The sequence below is a fragment of the Microbacterium sp. Z10_103 genome (assembly GCF_058310455.1).
In genome coordinates, this window is record NZ_JBZEGK010000001.1 from 1,327,864 (window position 1) to 1,347,247 (window position 19,384).

20 protein-coding genes and 2 tRNA genes are annotated in these 19,384 nt (G+C 68.5%); 8 read left to right on the forward strand and 14 right to left on the reverse strand.

Annotated features, from left to right (window positions below; translation table 11 throughout):
- Positions 1-68: 68 nt before the first annotated feature.
- Together AC4FS2_RS06190 and AC4FS2_RS06195 are read left to right on the forward strand one after the other, a co-directional pair.
- Positions 69-317: an acyl carrier protein gene (locus AC4FS2_RS06190; RefSeq protein ID WP_124293295.1), complete on the forward strand. Its 249-nt coding sequence runs from the start codon at positions 69-71 to the stop codon at positions 315-317.
- 52 nt (positions 318-369) lie between these two features.
- A complete protein-coding gene (locus tag AC4FS2_RS06195; RefSeq protein WP_491152764.1) occupies positions 370-1,608 on the forward strand; it encodes a beta-ketoacyl-[acyl-carrier-protein] synthase family protein in 1,239 nt (412 codons plus the stop codon).
- 134 nt (positions 1,609-1,742) lie between these two features.
- Here AC4FS2_RS06195 and AC4FS2_RS06200 read toward each other — a convergent pair whose 3' ends face one another.
- From AC4FS2_RS06200 to AC4FS2_RS06210, 3 genes are all read right to left on the reverse strand, one after another.
- Positions 1,743-2,246 (reverse strand): DUF3145 domain-containing protein, encoded by a 504-nt coding sequence (locus AC4FS2_RS06200; RefSeq protein ID WP_491152762.1) that lies wholly within the window; start codon positions 2,244-2,246, stop codon positions 1,743-1,745.
- A 224-nt stretch (positions 2,247-2,470) separates the two neighbouring features.
- Complete coding sequence (locus tag AC4FS2_RS06205; protein ID WP_491152760.1) at positions 2,471-2,980, reverse strand: DUF1269 domain-containing protein; 510 nt, start codon at positions 2,978-2,980, stop codon at positions 2,471-2,473.
- A gap of 126 nt (positions 2,981-3,106) precedes the next feature.
- A complete protein-coding gene (locus AC4FS2_RS06210; RefSeq protein WP_491152758.1) occupies positions 3,107-3,880 on the reverse strand; it encodes a hypothetical protein in 774 nt (257 codons plus the stop codon).
- A 213-nt stretch (positions 3,881-4,093) separates the two neighbouring features.
- Between AC4FS2_RS06210 and AC4FS2_RS06215 the strand changes: the two genes are divergently transcribed.
- On the forward strand, positions 4,094-6,109 hold the full coding sequence (locus tag AC4FS2_RS06215; protein ID WP_491176731.1) for a DUF262 domain-containing protein: 2,016 nt from the start codon (positions 4,094-4,096) through the stop codon (positions 6,107-6,109).
- Between the two features lie 132 nt (positions 6,110-6,241).
- The gene (locus AC4FS2_RS06220; protein WP_491176733.1) at positions 6,242-7,180 is read left to right on the forward strand and encodes a CAP domain-containing protein; all 939 of its coding nucleotides are present in this window, start codon (positions 6,242-6,244) and stop codon (positions 7,178-7,180) included.
- Positions 7,181-7,303: 123 nt separating this feature from the next.
- Here the strand turns inward: AC4FS2_RS06220 and AC4FS2_RS06225 are convergent, their stop codons facing one another.
- Positions 7,304-7,777 carry a MarR family transcriptional regulator gene (locus tag AC4FS2_RS06225; protein WP_491176736.1) on the reverse strand — a complete coding sequence of 158 codons (474 nt, stop codon included), beginning with the start codon at positions 7,775-7,777 and terminating at the stop codon, positions 7,304-7,306.
- An 81-nt stretch (positions 7,778-7,858) separates the two neighbouring features.
- Here AC4FS2_RS06225 and AC4FS2_RS06230 point away from each other — a divergent pair, with 81 nt between their 5' ends.
- Positions 7,859-8,752, forward strand: coding sequence for an alpha/beta fold hydrolase (locus tag AC4FS2_RS06230; RefSeq protein ID WP_491176739.1), 894 nt, complete (start codon positions 7,859-7,861; stop codon positions 8,750-8,752).
- A 165-nt stretch (positions 8,753-8,917) separates the two neighbouring features.
- Here AC4FS2_RS06230 and AC4FS2_RS06235 read toward each other — a convergent pair whose 3' ends face one another.
- The 4 genes from AC4FS2_RS06235 to AC4FS2_RS06250 form a co-directional block, all read right to left on the reverse strand.
- On the reverse strand, positions 8,918-9,475 hold the full coding sequence (locus AC4FS2_RS06235) for a TetR/AcrR family transcriptional regulator (RefSeq protein WP_491152748.1): 558 nt from the start codon (positions 9,473-9,475) through the stop codon (positions 8,918-8,920).
- Positions 9,476-9,620: 145 nt separating this feature from the next.
- A complete protein-coding gene (locus AC4FS2_RS06240; RefSeq protein WP_491176741.1) occupies positions 9,621-10,370 on the reverse strand; it encodes an SDR family NAD(P)-dependent oxidoreductase in 750 nt (249 codons plus the stop codon).
- 466 nt (positions 10,371-10,836) lie between these two features.
- A tRNA-Ile gene (locus AC4FS2_RS06245) sits at positions 10,837-10,910 on the reverse strand.
- A 70-nt stretch (positions 10,911-10,980) separates the two neighbouring features.
- Complete coding sequence (locus AC4FS2_RS06250) at positions 10,981-11,967, reverse strand: DMT family transporter (protein ID WP_491176743.1); 987 nt, start codon at positions 11,965-11,967, stop codon at positions 10,981-10,983.
- A 42-nt stretch (positions 11,968-12,009) separates the two neighbouring features.
- On the opposite strand from AC4FS2_RS06250, the gene def reads away from it, so the two are divergent.
- From def to AC4FS2_RS06265, 3 genes are all read left to right on the forward strand, one after another.
- Positions 12,010-12,576 (forward strand): peptide deformylase, encoded by a 567-nt coding sequence (gene def / locus AC4FS2_RS06255; protein ID WP_491176745.1) that lies wholly within the window; start codon positions 12,010-12,012, stop codon positions 12,574-12,576.
- 74 nt (positions 12,577-12,650) lie between these two features.
- On the forward strand, positions 12,651-13,331 hold the full coding sequence (locus AC4FS2_RS06260) for an HAD family hydrolase (RefSeq protein WP_491176747.1): 681 nt from the start codon (positions 12,651-12,653) through the stop codon (positions 13,329-13,331).
- 39 nt (positions 13,332-13,370) lie between these two features.
- The gene (locus AC4FS2_RS06265; protein ID WP_491176749.1) at positions 13,371-13,634 is read left to right on the forward strand and encodes a DUF8836 family protein; all 264 of its coding nucleotides are present in this window, start codon (positions 13,371-13,373) and stop codon (positions 13,632-13,634) included.
- A gap of 31 nt (positions 13,635-13,665) precedes the next feature.
- On the opposite strand, the gene AC4FS2_RS06270 is transcribed toward AC4FS2_RS06265, so the two are convergent.
- The 6 genes from AC4FS2_RS06270 to dusB form a co-directional block, all read right to left on the reverse strand.
- Positions 13,666-13,875, reverse strand: coding sequence for a hypothetical protein (locus tag AC4FS2_RS06270; RefSeq protein ID WP_491152736.1), 210 nt, complete (start codon positions 13,873-13,875; stop codon positions 13,666-13,668).
- Between the two features lie 161 nt (positions 13,876-14,036).
- A tRNA-Asn gene (locus AC4FS2_RS06275) sits at positions 14,037-14,109 on the reverse strand.
- Between the two features lie 62 nt (positions 14,110-14,171).
- Positions 14,172-14,945: an ATP-binding cassette domain-containing protein gene (locus AC4FS2_RS06280; protein ID WP_491176752.1), complete on the reverse strand. Its 774-nt coding sequence runs from the start codon at positions 14,943-14,945 to the stop codon at positions 14,172-14,174.
- A 32-nt stretch (positions 14,946-14,977) separates the two neighbouring features.
- On the reverse strand, positions 14,978-16,843 hold the full coding sequence (gene dnaG / locus AC4FS2_RS06285) for a DNA primase (RefSeq protein WP_491176753.1): 1,866 nt from the start codon (positions 16,841-16,843) through the stop codon (positions 14,978-14,980).
- Positions 16,843-18,183 carry a deoxyguanosinetriphosphate triphosphohydrolase gene (locus AC4FS2_RS06290; RefSeq protein WP_491176756.1) on the reverse strand — a complete coding sequence of 447 codons (1,341 nt, stop codon included), beginning with the start codon at positions 18,181-18,183 and terminating at the stop codon, positions 16,843-16,845. The genes dnaG and AC4FS2_RS06290 overlap by 1 nt, the downstream gene beginning before the upstream one ends.
- Entirely contained in the window at positions 18,173-19,351 is a 1,179-nt protein-coding gene (gene dusB / locus AC4FS2_RS06295) for a tRNA dihydrouridine synthase DusB (RefSeq protein ID WP_491176758.1), read from the reverse strand. Before dusB ends, AC4FS2_RS06290 begins: the two co-directional genes overlap by 11 nt.
- Positions 19,352-19,384 lie beyond the last annotated feature (33 nt).

The window sequence follows — 19,384 nt, forward strand, 5'->3', positions numbered from 1 at the left end:
TGAGCCGGACCCTAGACTGAACAAGGCCCTCCGGGGCTGGCGAACCCCACGAACGAACAGGAGTAACCATGGCATTCACCAACGACGAGGTCCTCGCCGGACTCGCAGAGCTCATCACCGACGAGACCGGGATCTCGGCCGACGAGGTCGCCCTCGAGAAGTCCTTCACCGATGACCTCGACATCGACTCGATCTCGATGATGACGATCGTCGTCAACGCCGAGGAGAAGTTCGGCGTCACCATCCCCGACGATGAGGTCAAGAACCTCAAGACCGTCGGTGACGCTGTCACCTACATCACGTCGAACCAGGCGTAATCGTTTCCGGTGGGGGTTCGCCCCCACCGGTTTCCCCTGAGGAACCCCATTTATGAGCACCTCTCGAATCGTCGTCACAGGTATCGGGGCATCCAGCCCCCTCGGTGGCACCGCACCGGAAAGCTGGTCGGCGCTGCTGGCCGGAGAATCCGGCGCCCGCAGCCTTGAGCATGACTGGGTCGAGCAGTACCAGCTCCCGGTCACGTTCGCCGCCGAAGCGAAGGTGCGCCCCGACACCGTGCTGGAGCGCCCGATCGCCAAGCGCCTGGACCCCGCGTCCCAGTTCGCGATGGTGGCCGCCATGGAGGCGTGGGCGGATGCCGGCAGCCCTGAGGTCGAGCCCGAACGCCTCGGCGTGGACTTCGCCACCGGGATCGGCGGCGTCTGGACGCTCCTGGATGCATGGGACACGCTGCGCGAGAAGGGTCCTCGCCGCGTCATGCCGATGACGGTCCCCATGCTCATGCCCAACGCCGCAGCGGGAAACCTCTCTCTGCACTTCGGCGCCCGGGCTTACGCCCGCACGGTCGCCAGCGCCTGCGCTTCCAGCACGGAGTCGATCGTCAACGCCCTCGAGCACCTTCGTGCCGGTTACGCCGATGTCGTCATCGCAGGCGGCACGGAGTCTGCCATCCATCCCATCACCCTCGCGGCGTTCTCCTCGATGCAGGCACTGTCCCGGCGAAACGACTCCCCCGAAACCGCGTCGCGTCCGGGCAGCATCGACCGTGACGGCTTCGTGATGGCGGAAGGCGCAGCGGTTCTCATCCTCGAGACCGAGGAGCACGCCCGAGCACGCGGCGCGAAGATCTACGGTGTCGTCGTCGGAGGCGGCGTCACCGCCGACTCGTACCACATCACCGCCAATGACCCCGAAGGCCGAGGCGCGGCGCTGGCCGTGCGACAGGCTCTCGAGATGGCGGATGCTTCGCCGGATGACGTGACGCACATCAACGCCCACGCGACCTCCACCCCGGTCGGCGACCCCAACGAGTACCAGGCGCTGCGATCCGTATTCGGGCCGCGTGTCGAGGAGATCCCCCTGTCTGCCACGAAGGCTTCCACGGGCCACCTGCTCGGGGGCACCGGCGCACTGGAAGGGATCTTCACCATCCTCGCCCTGCGCGACCGGATCGCGCCGCCGACGATCAACCTCACGGAGCGCGACCCCGAGGTGCCCTTCGCCTTCTCCGGCGACCCGGTGGAGCTGGGCTCCGGAGACCAGCTCGCGATCAGCAACTCCTTCGGCTTCGGCGGGCACAACGCGGTTGTGGCCTTCGCCAACGCCTGACGGTTCATTCAGAAGACCCCCGTGCCTCGCGGCACGGGGGTCTTCCTGATGTCGGGCGGGGACACGATGTCTCGGCTGCCAGGGCACTCACCGGCTTCCGGTACCCCCGCGTCACGCCGCCCGAGGTCTGAGGGTCAGCCGACCTTGTGCAGCCAGACGACGGATGCGTCGTCGCTCGCGTGGCGGAACGGCTCGAGTTCCTCGTCCCACGCCGCACCGAGCGCAACCTCGAGCTCGGAACGAAGTTCCAGCGCGTCTCCGGCGGCGACTTCCATCGCGTACCGGAGGCGATCCTCGCCGATCACGACGTTTCCCGCTGAGTCGGTCTGCGCGTAATGGATGCCCAGCCCGGGGGTGTGCATCCAGCGCCCGCCATCGCTGCGCGGTGTCGGATCTTCGGTGACCTCGAATCGCAGGTGCTCCCACCCGCGGATCGCTGTCGCCAGAGCGGCGCCCGTGCCCACCGGACCCTCCCAGTAGTACTCCGCGCGGCGTGCGCCGGCGAGTACGGGCTGATCCGCCCACTCGAAGTTCACGGCGCGGCCGAGACTCCGACCCACCGCCCACTCGAGGTGCGGGCACAACGCGCGTGGCGCGGAGTGAATCAGAATCACTCCACGCGAAAACGTGCTCGCCATGGTTTCTCCTTCGTCAGGTACGTCTTCCCCTACGACCTGACCGGATACCCGGCGTTATTCGGTTGTGCTGACGCCATTATCGCTGTCTCGCGCCGGAACCACAAGGACGCCTCGCCGTCCGGCTGCTGGGGCTCGAGCGAGAAACGACGATCCGGACGAGAAACGCCGCCGCGCGTGGTGTTTCGGCCGGATCGTGGTTTCTCGGTTGGGGGTGGCGGGCGGCCTCAGCGGTTCACCGCGATCTTCTCGTCTCCGCCGTGGACGGCGTCCACAACCCGCTCATAGGCCTCCTCTTCGATGGCCGTGCTCACGGTCCTCCCGGCGCCCCCCAGCCCGGTGTCGGCGCGGTCGAAGTAGACGTCGTCGACGACGGCGACGATCGCGGATGATCCCGCCGGCAGCCACTCCGCAGCATCCATCCCCACCCGCTTCTCGGCGTGGCGTTGGTCGATCGCACCCCCGTCAGCCTCGACCGGAACGCCGCCCGCCGCGAGCTGGAGCGGTGGCTCGAACAGGCCCACCACCAGGCCGGCCACAGCCGTGGGCGCCGTGCCGTACACGGTCAGTCGACCGCCGTGCTCGGTCACTTCGACGCGACCCTCCCGGTCGCTCGTGAGCACCACGGCGGCGACGACGTTGAGGTCGTCGGCCGACTTCATCTGTGCGAAATCACCCTGCGCCGAGGCTTCGTCTTCGAACGAGGCGACGAGCAGCGAGTAGCTGCGGCCAATCATGGGTCGTCCTTTCCGTGGACCCACCTTCCGCCGCGTTCGCCGGCAGTGCCAGAGCAGAACGTCCTGGCAGCGAGAGAGGGGCGCCCCGGTTCGACCGGAACGCCCCTCTCAGCTGTTCAGCGAGGCTCAGGCCTCGCTCATGACGGTCTGCTCCGCCTGGCCACGAGCAGCCAGGGCCGCGGCGCGAGCCGCGAGTCGGCGGGTCTGCTCGGCCTGACCGGCGTCGAGGTACTCCTGCGAGACCTCGTAGTTCGGCACATGCGTGCGGCCGTTGTACTTCTCGATGTACGCGTCCAGCTCGGGTCCGGACGTCCACGACGTGATGAGGCAGTAGCGGGGGTCGTTGCCCGGGTGGGTCGCGGCATGCCACAGACGCTGGGTGTCGACGATGAGCTGCGCCCCGGCCGGCAGGGCGATCCGGTACTCGACGCTCGGGTCGGTCCGGTTGTCCCGCAGGACGAAGAAGCTGTCCTTGTCGTCGGTGAGGTTGAAGAATCCGCGCACGACCCAGCCGGTGCCGTCGGGGTTCAGCCGGTTGTTGTCATCCTGGTGCAGGTTGTACAGGCAGTCGGCGTAGGTGTTCGGCTGCAGCTCGATGATGCGGCAGCGGCCGACGTTTGCGCCCGGCTCCTGTGCGCGACGGACGAGGTTCGGCGCCTTCTCGACCTGAGAGGGGATCCAGATGCCGTCTTTGTCGGTCCGCGGGGTCTTGCCGCTCCAAAAGCCGCCGCATTCGATTTCGCCGTCCTTGGAGGCCAGGGGTGCGAAGCGGGTGTCGCCGGAGGACTTCCAGTCGACGTACTCCAGGTCGAGCCACTCCTGGGGGTCGAGTTCCTGGTTGTAGCGGTCGAGGACGACGTAGCCGGTCTCTTCGAGAGCGGCGGACTTGATGTAACCCATGAGGTGAGTCATGCCTTCCGTAGGGGGCCAGTACGTTTTTCCAGGCCCTGGTAAGGCAAGCCTACCTGGGGCACCTGAGCCCTCTCGGGAGGCGAGGCGGAGAGCGTCGCCCGCCCCGTCTGCCCGGGTCTCCGCGGTTAGACTCGACGGGGCCTTCGTGCCGATCCCGGATCGCACGCGGCCCTTTCTCACGAGTGGAGGTCGAAACGGCACATGGTCAGCGCCACGAACGTCGATGCGAACGCGGTCAACACGGTGGGCTGGCTCTCCTCCCCCGACACGAACATCGTCGTCCCGGTGTATCAGCGGCAGTACCGGTGGGACATCGGCGGCTGCGAGCAACTCCTCGCCGACATCCGCGCGGTGGCAGACGCGGATGACCGCACCATGCACTTTCTCGGATCGATCCTCTCCGCCGCCAACACCGACCGGGGGAACGGATCTCCCGAGCTCGTGCTCATCGACGGGCAGCAGCGCATCACGACTCTGATGCTCCTCATCGCCGCTCTGCACCACACCGTGCGGGCCACCGACCCGGCTCTCGCGGGCGACCTCGAACGCGTGCTCGTCCGGGCTGCCGACCGCTCACGAACGAAGCTCCGCCCGCACCGCGCGTGGGCCGAGATGTTCGAGGCGGTCGTTCTCGACAGGTACGGCGACGAGGCCGTGCGCGACTCCCGATTCGACGACAACTACTCCTTCTTCCGCAGTCAGGTGAGCCTGGACGAGGCGCCGCGAATCTGGCGAGGCCTTCAGAAGCTCGAGCACGTCGCCATCAACCTCGGCGCGGGCGCCAACGCACAGCAGATCTTCGAGAGCCTCAACTCCACCGGCGAGCCGCTGCGCGACCACGAGCTCATTCACAACTACGTGCTCATGGGCCTCACCCACGCCGAACAGACGGAGATCGAGGACGAGTACTGGCTCCCCATCGAGCAGAACACCGGTGACTCGATTGCGGCATTCTGGCGCCATTACCTCGTGATGCGCACGGGGCGGGAGGTCACGACCGTCGGTGAACGGGGTGTCTACGACGCCTTCCGGACGGAGTTTCCGCGCCTTGACCGCGCACAGCTCGTTTCCGCTGCCGCCGAATGGAAGGCCTACTCGGAGATCTACCGGGTTCTGCTGGAGCCCGCCCACGCAGCGGACGGCGAGATCACCCGCGAACTCGGCTACCTCAACGTCTTCGGGCGGGGCATGTACCCCCTGGTCATGCAGGCGTACGGCGATTTCGCCGCAGGGTCGCTGTCGAAGAGCGAGCTGCTGAAGACGATCCTCTACGTCCAATCTCTGCTGCTGCGGCGCCGAGTATCCGGCCTCAGCAACGACCGGCTCGTCGCACGGCTCTGTCGAGCGCGCGCAGTCAGCAGCGAGGCGCTGGAGGCCGCGATCTCCCGCATCACGCCGTCGGATGAACGCGTGCGCGTCGGGCTGAAGTACGCCGACCTGCCGCATCCCGCGTACGTTCTCAGTCGGCTTGCCGGCGTTGACAACCCCGCTGACCTGGAGGTGGAGTACATCTTCCCGCCCGTTCCCGGCGATGCCTGGACGGGTGACGGCATGCGCCCCTGGTCGGAGTACTCCGAGGACGAGCAGAACAGCCACCGCGCGCTGGCGAAGACGCTCGGCAACCTGACTCTGCTCGAGGAAGGTCTGGCGGAACGGGCCGCCGGCCGTTCCTTCCCCGAGAAGCGGGATGCGGTGTACCCGCGCAGCGCGGTGGGGCTGGCCCGGGAGCTCGCCCAGGTGGACACGTGGAATACCGCGGCGATCTCGGCCCGGTCCGCGGCCCTCAGCGAGCGCTTCCTGGAGATCTGGGCGAAGCCGCCGGTGGTTGCCATCGACGACGACGATCTCACCCCCATCCTCGACGCCAAGCGCCGCCGCGGCTGGCCCCGCGGCTGGCAGCGCGAGTGGGATTACGTGGAGTACCGCGGCGAGCACTGGGAGGTCTACGACGTCAAGTACCTCTTCAACCGCATCTTCAAGCGGCTCTGGGCTGACTCCCGCGATTCCGTGATCGCCTTCAGCGCCCGTCGCGGCGGCCCCGTCTATGACGCGCAATCGTGGAACGGGCAGTGGGACGCGCTGGATGACAGCCACTTCCTCTACATGGGCTGGGACTCGCGCTACATGCTCGCCGCCGTACAGGGGCTGCTGGACGAGGCCGGGATCGCATCGGAAGTGTTCGTGAAGTACTCCTACGTCGGCAACGCTATGCCCTGATCAGGAGCCGATTCCACACTGTCGGGCTCACACATCGGCCCGGGCGCAACCCCCGTGAGGCGCAGGGGCGGGCAACGTAGAGTGGCCCGCGCATGGGGGGATTCCTGGGGTCAACAGAGTGAGGATGAACCGATGAAGTACAACAAACTGGCGGTGGCAGCGGCGTTAGCCGTGGCGCTTCCCGCCTTCGCCGCCACCGCTGCATCCGCTGCGGCCCCTGTCGCGACGCAGGCACCGACCGTCAGCATTTCCGCTGTCGCGCCCGCCGACGTCGCCTCCGCGCGGGCGACCATCCTGCCGCAGACGAACGCTGCCCGGGCCGCTGCCGGCCTCCCCGCGCTGACCGAAGACGCGGATCTGAACGCCATTGCGCAGTCCTGCTCCGAGACGCAGGCGGCCAACGGCGTCATGGCGCACTGCGACGCCTACTCGGCGTATCCCGCCGGCTGGACACGGGCGGCGGAGAACGTCGCATCCGGTCAGTCCGTCGAAGAGGTCGTGGCCGCATGGATGGCTTCGCCGGGTCACCAGGCGAACATCCTCGACCCCTCCACGACCCACATCGGCATCGGGTACGCGGTGGGCGCGGACGGACGCACCTACTTCACGCAGGACTTCGCAACCTACCCGGCCGGGACACGTCCGGCGCCCGCGCCTGCTCCCGCGCCTGCCCCTGCACCCGCACCGGAGCCGGCTCCCGCGCCTGCACCTGCACCGGAGCCCGCCCCCGCGCCTGCTCCCGCACCTGCGCCCGCGCCTGCGCCCGCGCCTGTGCCTGCCCCTGCGCCTGCACCCGCGCCTGCTCCCGAGCCGGCGCCTGCTCCCGAGCCGGCGCCTGCTCCCGCGCCGGCACCCGCACCCGCGCCCGCACCTGCGCCTGTCCCCGAAACGCCCATGGTGCCCGAGGTGGATGTGCCGACCGCCGCCGAGATCCGCGAGCTCGTCTGGTCACACCTGCGGGAGTCCGGCTACCCCTGGGTCGACCGCGAAGCGCTGCAGCAGCAGATCCGCGATCAGCTTGCTGCGGCGGGCATCCCGTTCGAGCTGAACATCGCCGACTACCTGCCGTAAGCACCTTCGCCACACCAGAGCCCCGCGCGCGGATCCCCTCCGTGCGCGGGGTTTTCCCTGCCGACCACTCCCCCGAGTGAACCGCGTCCCCCGCGCCACGCACGTGCGCGGTTGGCGCCGACGTCAGGCGTCGAGGTCGCGAACGTCCCAAGCCGGCGAGTCGATGCGGAGCGCTCGATCTCCGACAAGCGTCCGGAGGATATCGACGACGGTCGCCAGCGATGCGGCGCCCACCTGCTCCTCCCATTGCTCTCGAAGCTCGTCGAAGATCAGTTCCCCGTCGTGAAGCATCGCCAGACCGTGATCGGTGACGCGCACCAGAATCCGCCGCCGATCGTCCGGATCCACGTCGCGCGTGACGTAGCCGCGCTCCTCCAGCGCCGCGATCGTCTTGGCCGCGGCCTGCTTCGTCACAGAGGTCGCGCGGCCGAGATCCGACGCGCTATCGGCACCGGCAAGGATCGCGCGCAGCGCGAAGTCGTGGGTCGGTCGGACGTCTTCGTAGCCCCGTTTCGCCAGCTCCGTGGTGGCCCGGTCGGCGAGGGTGCGAAAGCCGCCGAGCAGGAGCAGGGCGAGTTCGGCACCGGACCTGGACATGCCCCCAGCGTACGGAATATTGATGCGGACAACCCGGTTGTCTAATGTAGAGACAACCCCGTTGTCGATTTAAGGAGCACCATGACCATCATCACCCCTGCCGGGGCGACCATCCCCGGCGTCACCCACCACGTCGCGGAGATCAACGGCACATCCCTGCATTACGTCGCCGCCGGCGAGAGCGGCACACCCATCCTCCTCGTTCACGGCTGGCCGGAGACCTGGTGGGCGTTCCGCAAACTCATCCCCGTCCTCGCGCGTTCCCACCGCGTCTACGCGGTCGACCTTCGCGGCTTCGGCGACTCGAGCGCCGACGGCACCGGGTACGGAGAAACCGTGTCGGCGGAGGACCTGCACCACCTGGTCGGTCACCTGGGCGCCGGTCCGGTGCACGTCCACGGCCAGGACATCAGCGGCGGCACGGTCTTTCGTTTCGCCGCCACCCACCCCCAGGACGTCTTGAGCCTCATCGCTGTCGAGACGACTCTCATCGGTTTCGGGCTCGAAGCCCTCGCTGACGTGAACAATTTCGGCTCGTGGCACGTCGGGTTCCTCGGCACGCCGGGGATCGCCAGCATGCTGGTGCCGGGGCACGAGCGACAGCTCCTCGCGGATTGGGCCTACCCCCTGATGAACGGCACGGAAGGCGCCGTCACCGAAGGGGACCTGGATGAGTTCCTCCGCTCGTACGTGCGCCCGAACGCATGGCGCGGGACAGAGGGTCTCTATCAGCAGCTCTTCATCGACAAGGGCGAGACCAAGGCTCTGGCCGAGGCCCACCCCATCGCGGTGCCGGTCCTGGCAGTAGACGGCGTGAACGCCCCGTTCACCGCTGCCACCTTCCGGCAGGTGACCGCGGGCGAGGTCACCGCGGTGCACATCGCGGGTGTCGGTCACCTCGTGGCGCAGGAGGCGCCCGACGCATTGGCCGAGGCCATCCTGGACTTCACGCACCGCGTTGAGAACAGTCGGTAGGGCGGGTGGGACGTCGCGCATCACACGCCAGCCTCAGCGCAGGCGCCGGGACCGAGTGACGTCGGAACCTCATCGAGGCGGCGCATTCCGCACAAGACCCGCAATCGCGGCCGTCGTCAAGACGGCCCAGACAGCGGACCCGGCTGGGGGCGCAGGCGAAGGGGGTCAGCCAGGAAAGGCGAGGAGCATGCGCTCTGCGACCGCTGCGAGCTGCGCCCGAGAAGCGCCGCCGGCCGCCTGGACCGCCAACCCGGCGGATGCCGTCGACAGATATTTCGCCAGTTCGGCGGGGTCTTCGGCCTCGGAGAGATCACCTTCGGCGATGGCTCGTTGGAATCGTTCGGCCATTCGCGTTTCGCCGGCGCGACGACTGTCGCTCAGAAACGCGACGATGGCCTCGTCCTCCGCTCGCCCCGACAGTCCACCCTGGATCGACAGGCATCCGGCAGGCCGCCCCGGCGTGGTGATGGCGGCCACGTTGCTTCGCAGATAGTGCTCCGCGACGGCCCTCGCCGTCGGCTCTGCAAGCGCCTCACGCGCGTACGCCATGTCGACCTCTGCGTAGCGCGAGACCGCCCGCTTGAAGGTGCTCTCCTTATTGCCGAACGCCGCGTAAAGGCTGGGCCGAGTGATGCCCATGGCGTTGGTGAGATCGTCCAGTGTCGTTCCCTCGTAGCCGTGCCGCCAAAAGACGTCTATGGCTCGATCGAGTGCGTCATCCATGTCGAACTCCCGGGGTCTCCCCCGCGTCACCATGTGATCGCCTCGCCCGAGTTTTTCATACTGTCCAGGATAAAACGCAGGAACGATCACCGAGGCCCACAGCGTACCCAGCCTCCCCACCGGGAGGCCGGGCACCGTGCATGGGTTAGATGTGAACCTCGCCTCCGTCCACGATGAGCTCTCCGCCCGTCATGAAGCTGCTTTCATCCGTCGCAAGGAAGAGCGCCGCATTCGCGATCTCCTCCGGCTCGGCGAGACGGCCCATCGGCACCGAACCGGCGATGAACTCCAGGAGCGCGGGCGCCTCCTCTTCACTGGAAGCCAACCCGCGAAGGCCCGGGGTATTTGTCGGGCCCGGGATGAGGGTGTTCACTCTGATCTTGCGATCCTTCAGTTCCGCCGCCCATGTTCGGCCGAACGAGCGAACCGCCGCCTTGGACGCCGCATAGACGCCGAATGCCGGCGTGCCCCCGAACGTTGCCGAGGATCCCAGGAGAATGACGCGGGCGCCGTCCTTGAGGAGTGGAAGCGCCTCCTGCACCGTGAAGAGAGTGCCGCGGACATTGCTGTCGAACGTATCCGAATAGTGTTCCGCGGTTATGCCGCCCAGGGCTGCGAACGCGCCCCCGCCGGCGCCCGCGTACAACACGTCGATCTCCCGCCCGTCACGAGCGAGCGCGGTGAACAGTCGAGCAACCTGCTCGAGGTCAGCGACGTCTGTCTGGACGCCCGTCGCCGCGGGGCCGAGGTCGCGCACGACTTGCTCCAGCTCGGCGGGGCGCCGCCCCGTGATGATGACGCTCGCGCCCTCGGCGACGAATCGCTTCGCGGTGGCGAGTCCGATGCCCGCAGTTCCGCCCGTCACCACTGCGGTCTGTCCAGTGAGTTTTCCCACGGTCTTCTCCTTCGACACAAAGACGGTGGATCCGTCCGTGGGCAATTCTATATCGCGTAGTACAGAATGAGGCGCGCGAGCGGCGTCCGGCTGTATGGGCAGTCGTCGGCGCCTGCACCCGGGAGCGCCATGGTCCCTCGTCCAAGCGCACGAACTCAGGCTCAAGTCGGGTGGGGCGCGTGTTCCGGGGCGGAATTCCGCCGCCGTGGAGGCGCGTTGACGCATCGAGCCTGAGTTAGGTTCCGGCGGGAGCCACCCCAGCGTGCCGGAGCGCGTTAGACGCGGCGGAGGAGGCCCCTGCGGTTGCACGCGTCGGAGAGGGTGCGGTCAGCGACGGATGCGGCGCCCGGCGTTGTCCGCCGGTACGCGGTCGAGTGCGGCCGGGCCGTCGAGCATCGGGTATGCGGATGAACGCTGGTGTACCTCAGCTTCCGCGTGATTCCACGGAGGCCGGACTGCGACACTGTAGGGCGGGTGGGACTTGAACCCACGATCGTCGGGTTATGAGCCCGCTGCCTTGACCAGCTTGGCCACCGCCCCCTGCTGCTCCGAGCCTACCGGGCTGGGAGGAACAGCACGGGAGTCCTGGTCTTTCGCGGCCTCGGTGCTGTCAGTGCTGCGGCGGTTCGTTGCCGCCTCGCGGAATCGGCGATTCGTGCGAGGCGCTGACCACCTGCGGATGGAACCGAGTGAGCTGGATGACCCCCCACACCGCCACGGCGCCGGCCACGGCGAACCCGGCCAACGCCCAGAGAGGCGCGGTTGAGGCCTCTCCGAGGACGAGCAGGCCGATGAGGACGGCAACCAAGGGGTCGATCACCGTGAGTCCGGCGATGACGAGATCGGGAGGGCCGACGGAGTATGCCGTCTGCACGAAGTACGCACCCACGGCGACGGCCGCCAGCAGAGCCACGACGCACAGGAGTGTCAGCCACTCGAAGTCACCGCTCTGGATGCGGCTGATCACGACCTTCGCGAGGGTCGCGACGAAACCGTAGATGACGCCGGCTGCGGTGATGTAGAACAGGGCGCGCATGCGCTTGCGCAGCCATCCCCACAGCACGGCGAAGATCACGATGACGACCGCGAGCACGGCAAGGATGATCCACAGCTCACGGGGTGTCACCGCGTGCTCGGTGGCGAAGAACGCGGCGATCACCACGAAGATGAGGATGCCGCCGATGCACGCCGCGATCGCGATGAGGGACTGTCGTGTGGGCTTGTGACCGGACAGTCGTGCGTTCAGGAGAGTCGTCACGACGAGGGCGACGGCGCCCAGCGGCTGAACGAGGATCAGCGGCGCGACCGAGAGCGCTCCGAGCTGGGAGACGATCGCGAACGCCAGCATGACCGTTCCTACGACCCACGACGGCCGCCGGAACAGGGCCACCAGCTGCCCGCCATTCAGGCCCGAGGTGCCGGCCTTGCCCGACAGTCGCTCGACCTTCGCGACCCCGCGGGACTGGTACTGCGCACCGAACGACATGAACACCGCGCCCAGCAGTGCCAGAGGGATTCCGAGGAGGATCCGAGGGTCGCGGAAGATCCCGACGAGCTCGTCGGTGACATCGCCCAGCGATGCGTCCACGCCAATCACCCCTCGACACTAACCGTCCGAAGCCGTCGGTAGGCTCAAGGCGTGGCTGTTCTCCCGATTCGCATCATGGGCGACCCCGTCCTGCACTCTCCCGCCTCCCCGGTCGAGGTCATCACGGACGAGGTCCGTCAACTCGTCGCCGACATGTTCGAGACGATGGACACCGCGCCCGGGGTCGGTCTCGCTGCCCCCCAGGTCGGCGTGCCTCTGCGCCTGTACGTCTATAACTATTCAGACGATGAGGGTGCGCCGTGGCGCGGCGTCATCGTCAATCCGGAGCTGTGGATGCGCCCGCTGGAGCCCGGATCCCCCGACCCGGTCGAGGAGTCCGAGGGATGCCTCTCGTTCCCGGGCGAACGGTACCCCCTCCGCCGTTCGGAGGAGGTTCTGGTGACCGGCACCGACCTGGACGGTCACCCGGTACGCCTCCAGGTCTCCGGATGGCGCGCTCGCATCATGCAGCACGAGTTCGACCACCTCGACGGCATCCTGTACATCGACCGGCTCGAGGACAGCGACTGGAAGACCACGCAGAAGATCGCCCGCAAGCGGGGATGGGGTCAACCTGGCCAGAGCTGGCTGCCCGGCGTGGACGACATCGACGCGTGATTGTCCCTTAGACCCATCCCGTGGTGCGGCGCCACCCCATTCATCCGGAGGTCCGCATCGGATTGGGTGGACTCATGCCCGACACCTCGACGCCCCTGACCGTCCTGTTCGACATCGACGGAACCTTGGTCGATTCCAATTACCTGCACGTGGAAGCGTGGGCGCGCGCGTTCTCGGAGGCGGGACATCCCGTCGACACGTGGCGGATCCACCGCGGCATCGGCATGGATTCCGCGCTGCTGCTGGAGACCCTGCTCGGAGATCAGGCCGAGACCGTCGGCCCGCCGGCGAAGGAAGCGCACGGCCGCATCTACGCCGGCATGGCGGACCGCCTCCGCCCCTTCGAGGGCGCGCGCGAGTTGCTGATGGAGCTTTCCCAGCGCGGTCACACGGTCGTGCTGGCCACCTCCGCACCCCAGGAGGAGTTGGATGCCCTGCTCCCGGTGCTCGACCTCGCTGACACCCTCGACGTCGTCACCTCCGCGGAGGATGCGGAGACAGCCAAGCCGGCGCCCGACATCCTGCAAGTGGCGCTGAAGCGAGCCGAAGTACCGGCCGAGAGCGCCGTGATGATCGGCGACGCGGTCTGGGATGTCGAGGCGGCGGCGCGCGCGGGCGTCCGATGCATCGGCGTGCTCAGCGGCGGTACCGGCCGTGCCGAGTTGATCGCCGCCGGCGCGGTCGCCGTCTACGACGACGTCGCCCAGCTCCGGAGCGAGCTCGATGACAGCATCCTGGGTGGGGCCGGGGAATAGCCCCCTGACCGGGAGTGTTCTACGCCCGGGAGGAAAGAAATGAAGGGTGATCGAGTAGAAATTGTGGTGGATGCCGGGGCCGGGATCGCGCGCACGTATGAGATCGAGGCGAGCCGCGCCGGTCGTCGACTGGACGTGACGCACGGACGCGGATTGATCGAGGTCGCAGAAGTGACCCGAAGTGGCAGGCCGGTGCGTTCAGCAAGGTTCATGGCGAACCGAGTGATCGCTCTGGTGGAGCACCCCGCGGACCAGCACCAGCAGCAACCCGACGAGGTCGTGGCGTTCGCGCGCGCAGCATGACGCAGCGCACCCGCCGAGACGTCGGGAGGCGTCAGGCGGTGTGTGCGTCGCGGTGCGCCGCCTCCATGGCGGTCGACTTCAGTTGAAGAATGGCGACGGCCTCGTGCAGTGAGCCGAGAGGCGCCTCGATCTCGTCGAAGTGGTGCACGAACCCGTTCGCGTCACGCGCGGTGACGGTCACGAACGCGTGACCGTGCCGAGGCACCCGGGTGCCCTTCGTTCGCACCTTGCGTTCCCCCATGCGCGACGCTCCTTCCGCTGAGTCGAATGTACCCGGCGACAGTGGCGCCTGCCCGGCGGACACGCGCTCATGTACGCGCGCACGCTCGCCACAAAAGGAAAGGCCCGGGGTGGAAGCCCGGGCCTTAAGTGAGAGCCGCGTTAGATGACGCGGTACTCTCGCTCCCCGGCTTGGACTCGAACCAAGAACCTATCGGTTAACAGCCGATTGCTCTGCCAATTGAGCTACCGAGGAATACGTCCCGCGCCATGCGCGCAACCCCACCATCCTAGCAAAGCATCCGACGTGCTTCGAACTCAGCGTGCCACCGCGCGCGTCGCGTCCACACCGTCAGGCGTCCACAGGAGGGCGTCGGCCCCGTGTCCATAGGCGACGGGATGCCCGCCACGGAGCACGAGAACATCTGCCGCCAGCTCCCGTGTCGCCTCGGGATCGTTCGTGACGACGATGGCCGACATGCCGTACCCATCGCGGCGCCGGAGGATGGCGTCACGTGCCGCTGCGCGCACCTCGATGTCGAGGTTGGCGTAGGGGTCGTCGGCGATCAGCAGCCGGGGGTCGAGAACGAGAGCTCGAGCCAACGCCACGCGCTGGCGCATTCCGGCGGACAGCTCGTATGGGTACTTCGCGGCCGCCCCGAGCGGCAACTGCATCTCATCCAGCAGTGTCGCCACGCGCACCGCCAGGGCACGCGTGTTCACCCGGCGGTCGCGGCTCGTGATGGGTTCGGAAATCACCTCGGAGACGGTCAGCCGCGCCGGCAGGTCGGCGCCGGCTCGCTGCGGCATGTGGCCGACCACATACGTGAGCTGTCGACGCGCACGGCCGGGCCGGCGGGCGTCGATCCCTTCCACCTGGGCCGAACCCCCCACGGCGACCACGCCGTCCTCCGTGCGCCCCGCGAGAAATGTCGCGAGCGTCGACTTGCCGGCGCCGGTGGGTCCCATGACAGCGAGGATGCCGCGCCGCGGGAGGGTGATCGAGACGCCTTCCACGATGCGCACGCCACCGCGTGCCACGGAGAGGTCGTCGGCGCGCACAGCGGTGTCCGCTTCGGTCGGGCGGGGCATCCCCTCATCCTGCCGTGTCGGACCTGCGCGCGCTACTGCGGCTCCAAGAGCCGCTGTCTGTCGCGATCGAGGTCACGCAGCCGGATGCGGAGGCTCCGACCCTCTTCGGAGTCCGGGGTCACCCGCTGGATGGCGCCCAGAAGTTCGCTCTTCTGTCGTTCGAGGGAGCGCACGATCAATCGACGCGCAAGATCCTTCGCGGATGCGACCGCGTGCGCTTCGTCGCGGGCGGGAAAATCGGCGGTGAGCAGCTCGGCGGCCAGGGACCGGAACGGTTCCCGCACGGCGCCGACGACGTCGGCCGCCCACCCGGGACGCGACGCCCCAGCCGCCCCGGCCACGACCGCGCGGACCGCCTCGAGAGCGGGCGAGCGGAAGGGGACCGAGAGGGCGCCGGCCAGCATCTCGGCATCGACGCGGTGCCCGTATTGCAGAAAGGCCATCAGCGCGTCCCGCTCCAGCGCTGTGTCGCGGTCGCGCGGCAGCGAGGCGATCGAGATCCGCACCTCCACCGGCTGGGCGTCGCCGGGATCCGCGCCGCGCTCGGGCGTCACCCGGTCGAGGGTACTCGCGCGTGCCGCTCCGCGCGCGGCGCGCTCCACGGCGGCGGACACCTCGGGGAGGTCCAGGCCGAGCCGGCGCGCGAGCACGCGCGTGTACCCCGGGCGCAGTGATGGGTCGCGGATCTCGGCGACGATGGGGGCCGCGGCCCGGAGCGCCCCGGCGCGTCCCTCCACTGTCGCGAGGTCGAAACCGGCCAGGCGCGAATCGATGACGAATTCGTACATCGGGACCTTGGTGTCCATCAGACCGCGCACGGCACCGTCGCCGCGTTCCAGTCGGAGGTCGCAGGGGTCCAGGCCCTCGGGCGCCACGGCGACATATGTCTGCGCCGCGAACCGCTTCTCGTCACCGAACGCCCGCAGGGCCGCCTTCTGACCTGCCGCATCCGGGTCGAAGGTGAAGACCACTTCTCCCGCGGCGGTGTCGTCACCCATGACGCGCCGGAGAACCGTGATGTGGTCCGATCCGAATGCCGTGCCGCACGTGGCCACGGCGGTGGTCACCCCGGCGAGGTGACACGCCATGACGTCGGTGTAGCCCTCGACCACGACGACCCGGTGCTCTCGCGAGATCTCCCGCTTGGCGACATCGAGCCCGTACAGCACCTGGGCTTTCCGGTAGATGGGGGTTTCGGGCGTGTTGAGGTACTTGGGGCCGTTGTCGTCGTCGTAGAGCTTGCGCGCCCCGAATCCGATGACCTGGCCTGTGACATCGCGGATCGGCCAGACCAGCCGCCCCCGAAAACGGTCGTACACGCCCCGCTGGCCCTGGGAGACGAGACCGGCCTGAGTGAGCTCTTCGCGGGTGAATTTCTGCGCGAGCAGGTGATCGGTGAGGGCGGACCATCCCCGGGGCGCGTACCCCACGCCGAAGTGCGCGGCGGCTCCGGCGTCGAAGCCCCGCTCGCCGAGGAACCTTCGTCCCGCCTCCGCCTCCGGGTCGGCAAGACGCGAGCGGTAGAACTCCGCCGCCGCGGCGTTCGCGGCATAGAGCCGCGACCTGCCGCTGGTTTCCGGCGCTGCGCCGCCATCCTCGTAGTGCAACGAGTAGCCCACCCGCCCGGCCAGGCGTTCCACGGCCTCACTGAACGAGACGTGGTCCATCGCCCGGAGAAACGAGTACACGTCTCCCGATTCGCCGCATCCGAAGCAGTGGTAGTACCCGACCTGAGGGCGCACGTGAAAACTCGGGCTGCGCTCGTCGTGGAACGGGCACAGTCCCTTCAGTGAGCCCACGCCGGCCGTTTTCAGGGCGACCCGCTCGCCCACGACGTCGGCGATGTTCGTGCGCGCCTTCACCTCATCGATGTCGCTCTGGCGGATGCGGCCGGCCATCAGGATCCGACCTCCGTCGTGCGCGAGAACCCGGGAGCCCAGATGCCGATGGATGCCGCATCCACCTCGCCGACCAGCCGGCTGTGCCACGCGAGCGCGAGCTGGTCGGTGAGGCTTGCGACCTGGTCGACGACCACGCGCCGGCGGTCGGCGTCGTTGTCGGCCGTGGCGAAGTCGGCGGCATGCAGCGAATCGAGAGATTCCGGAGAGTCCCACAGGGCCGTCGCAAGGCGCTTGAGAACGCGGCGCTGCTCCTTGTAGAGCGACCGGCGGCCTTCGATCGAGACCACCGTCGCGCCGATGATGCCCTTGAGGACGGCCATCTCGGCCTCGATCACGCGCGGAACCACCACGTGGGCACGGTAGCGGGTCAGCGTCTCGTAGGGGTAGGCCTCGCGAGTGGCGGTCGTGGCCGCGCGGGCGAAGCGTCCGATGAGGTCGCTGGTGAGATTCTTCAGTCGGGCCAGCGCCGGACGCGTGCCGTCGAATCCGCCGATCCACTCCGGGAGGCGCATCAGCCGGTACAGCGCGTGCGCGAGTTCGTCGCGGGCGAAGTCGTACCCCACCCAGGTCTGGATGGCCGTGAGGAGGGCGTGGTGCTCACGGGTGTCGGCGAGGCGCGCGGGGTCGAGGTAGCGGTTCACGATGGCGTCCTCGAAGTCATGCACCGAGTAGGCGATGTCGTCGGAGAGATCCATCACCTCGGCCTCGATGCAGCGCACGCGGCCGGGCGCGTCAGCGCGCATCCAGTGAAAGACGTCTTCGTCATCGGGGTACACGCCGAACTTCAGTCGACCGCCGGGATCGGGCACCGGGTGATCCGCCGTCCACGGGTACTTGCACGTCGCATCCAGGCTCGCCCGCGTGAGGTTCAGCCCGTGGCTCCGGCCCCCCGGGTCGACGACCTTCGGCTCGAGGCGGGTGAGGATGCGCAGCGTCTGCGCGTTGCCCTCGAACCCGCCGATGTCCTCGGCCCACTCGTTCAGCGCGCGCTCGCCGTTGTGACCGAACGGTGGATGACCGAGATCATGGCTGAGGCATGCGGTGTCCACGACGTCCGGCGACAGCTGCAGGGCGGTGGCCAGTTCGCGGCCGACCTGAGCCACCTCGAGGGAGTGAGTGAGACGGTTCCGGGCGAAATCCGCAGGGCTGGCGGGGCTCAGCACCTGCGTCTTCGCGGCGAGGCGCCGGAGGGCTGCCGAGTGCAGGACACGGGCGCGGTCCCGGGCGAAGTCGTCACGCTGGGACCCGTGGTGCTCGAACGAGTAGCGTGCGGCGTCCGCGTCGTCGTAGCCGGTCGGGCGGGGGGCACCGCTCCCGCGTTCGACGTCAGCCGCCACTGGAATCGAGCTCCGCCTCAGCAAGGTCTCGGGATGCGGCGTCGCCGAGGTCACGGGACTGCAGCCATCCGTCCGGCAAAGCAGGACTCTTGGGGGTGCCGGCCCGTCCCCGCTGGCCCTCCGCGGCCGCACCCGGGTAGGGCGCGTCCAGCTCGAGCTGCGCAAGCAGCTCGTCCATCTCCGCAAGGCTGGAGACGGTGGCCAGGCGTGCCCGCAGCTCGCCGCCGACAGGGTAGCCCTTGAGGTACCAGGCCACGTGCTTGCGGATGTCGCGGCATCCCCGGTCTTCGTCCTCGAAGAACTCGACCAGCAGCTCGGCGTGGCGACGGAACGCCTGCGCCACGAAGCCGAGCGTCGCATCGACCGGCTGGGCGGCCGCCGCTCCCCCGCTGGTCGATCCCAGCGCCCGGGCGAGATCGCCGAACAGCCACGGACGGCCCAGGCACCCGCGACCGACCACCACGCCGTCGCATCCGGTCTCGCTCATCATGCGCACCGCATCCTCGGCCGACCAGATATCGCCGTTACCGAGCACCGGGATGCTGGTCACTGCCTCCTTGAGCGCTGTGATCGCCGCCCAGTCGGCGGTGCCGGAGTAGAACTGCGCCGCCGTCCGTGCATGCAGGGCGACCGCAGCCACGCCCGCATCCTCCGCGATGCGTCCGGCCTCCAGGAACGTCAGGTGATCGTCATCGATGCCCTTGCGCATCTTCACCGTCACGGGGATGTCGCCGCCGGCGCGCACGGCCCGCGCGACGATGTCTCGGAAGAGGCCGGTCTTCCACGGCAGGGCCGCGCCTCCGCCCTTCCGGGTGACCTTGGGGACGGGGCATCCGAAGTTCAAGTCGATGTGATCGGCGTGATCCTCCTCCACGAGGATTCGCACGGCGGCCTCCACGGTCGCCGGGTCGACGCCGTACAGCTGGATCGACCGGGGCGTCTCGGACTCGTGATGGCGGATGAGGCGCATCGTCGTCGCGTTGCGCTCCACGAGAGCCCGGGTCGTGATCATTTCGCTGACGTAGAGGCCCGCACCGTATTCACGGCACAGACGGCGGAACGCCGTGTTGGTGATTCCGGCCATGGGAGCCAGCACGACGGGAGCATCGAGCTGCAGCGGGCCGATGCGCAGGGGGCGCGTCGGGGCGAGGGCGGTGGTCACTCTCATATTCTCCCAGACGAACGGGGCCCCCTGCCCCGG

Bases quoted from the DNA above. Each gene is read 5' to 3' on its own strand.
- AC4FS2_RS06190 (WP_124293295.1), top strand. From the start codon at position 69: ATGGCATTCACCAACGACGAGGTCCTCGCCGGACTCGCAGAGCTCATC.
- AC4FS2_RS06195 (WP_491152764.1), top strand. From the start codon at position 370: ATGAGCACCTCTCGAATCGTCGTCACAGGTATCGGGGCATCCAGCCCC.
- AC4FS2_RS06200 (WP_491152762.1), bottom strand. From the start codon at position 2,246: ATGGCGAGCACGTTTTCGCGTGGAGTGATTCTGATTCACTCCGCGCCA.
- AC4FS2_RS06205 (WP_491152760.1), bottom strand. From the start codon at position 2,980: ATGATTGGCCGCAGCTACTCGCTGCTCGTCGCCTCGTTCGAAGACGAA.
- AC4FS2_RS06210 (WP_491152758.1), bottom strand. From the start codon at position 3,880: ATGGGTTACATCAAGTCCGCCGCTCTCGAAGAGACCGGCTACGTCGTC.
- AC4FS2_RS06215 (WP_491176731.1), top strand. From the start codon at position 4,094: ATGGTCAGCGCCACGAACGTCGATGCGAACGCGGTCAACACGGTGGGC.
- AC4FS2_RS06220 (WP_491176733.1), top strand. From the start codon at position 6,242: ATGAAGTACAACAAACTGGCGGTGGCAGCGGCGTTAGCCGTGGCGCTT.
- AC4FS2_RS06225 (WP_491176736.1), bottom strand. From the start codon at position 7,777: ATGTCCAGGTCCGGTGCCGAACTCGCCCTGCTCCTGCTCGGCGGCTTT.
- AC4FS2_RS06230 (WP_491176739.1), top strand. From the start codon at position 7,859: ATGACCATCATCACCCCTGCCGGGGCGACCATCCCCGGCGTCACCCAC.
- AC4FS2_RS06235 (WP_491152748.1), bottom strand. From the start codon at position 9,475: ATGGATGACGCACTCGATCGAGCCATAGACGTCTTTTGGCGGCACGGC.
- AC4FS2_RS06260 (WP_491176747.1), top strand. From the start codon at position 12,651: ATGCCCGACACCTCGACGCCCCTGACCGTCCTGTTCGACATCGACGGA.
- AC4FS2_RS06265 (WP_491176749.1), top strand. From the start codon at position 13,371: ATGAAGGGTGATCGAGTAGAAATTGTGGTGGATGCCGGGGCCGGGATC.
- AC4FS2_RS06270 (WP_491152736.1), bottom strand. From the start codon at position 13,875: ATGGGGGAACGCAAGGTGCGAACGAAGGGCACCCGGGTGCCTCGGCAC.
- AC4FS2_RS06280 (WP_491176752.1), bottom strand. From the start codon at position 14,945: ATGCCCCGCCCGACCGAAGCGGACACCGCTGTGCGCGCCGACGACCTC.
- dnaG (WP_491176753.1), bottom strand. From the start codon at position 16,843: ATGGCCGGCCGCATCCGCCAGAGCGACATCGATGAGGTGAAGGCGCGC.
- dusB (WP_491176758.1), bottom strand. From the start codon at position 19,351: ATGAGAGTGACCACCGCCCTCGCCCCGACGCGCCCCCTGCGCATCGGC.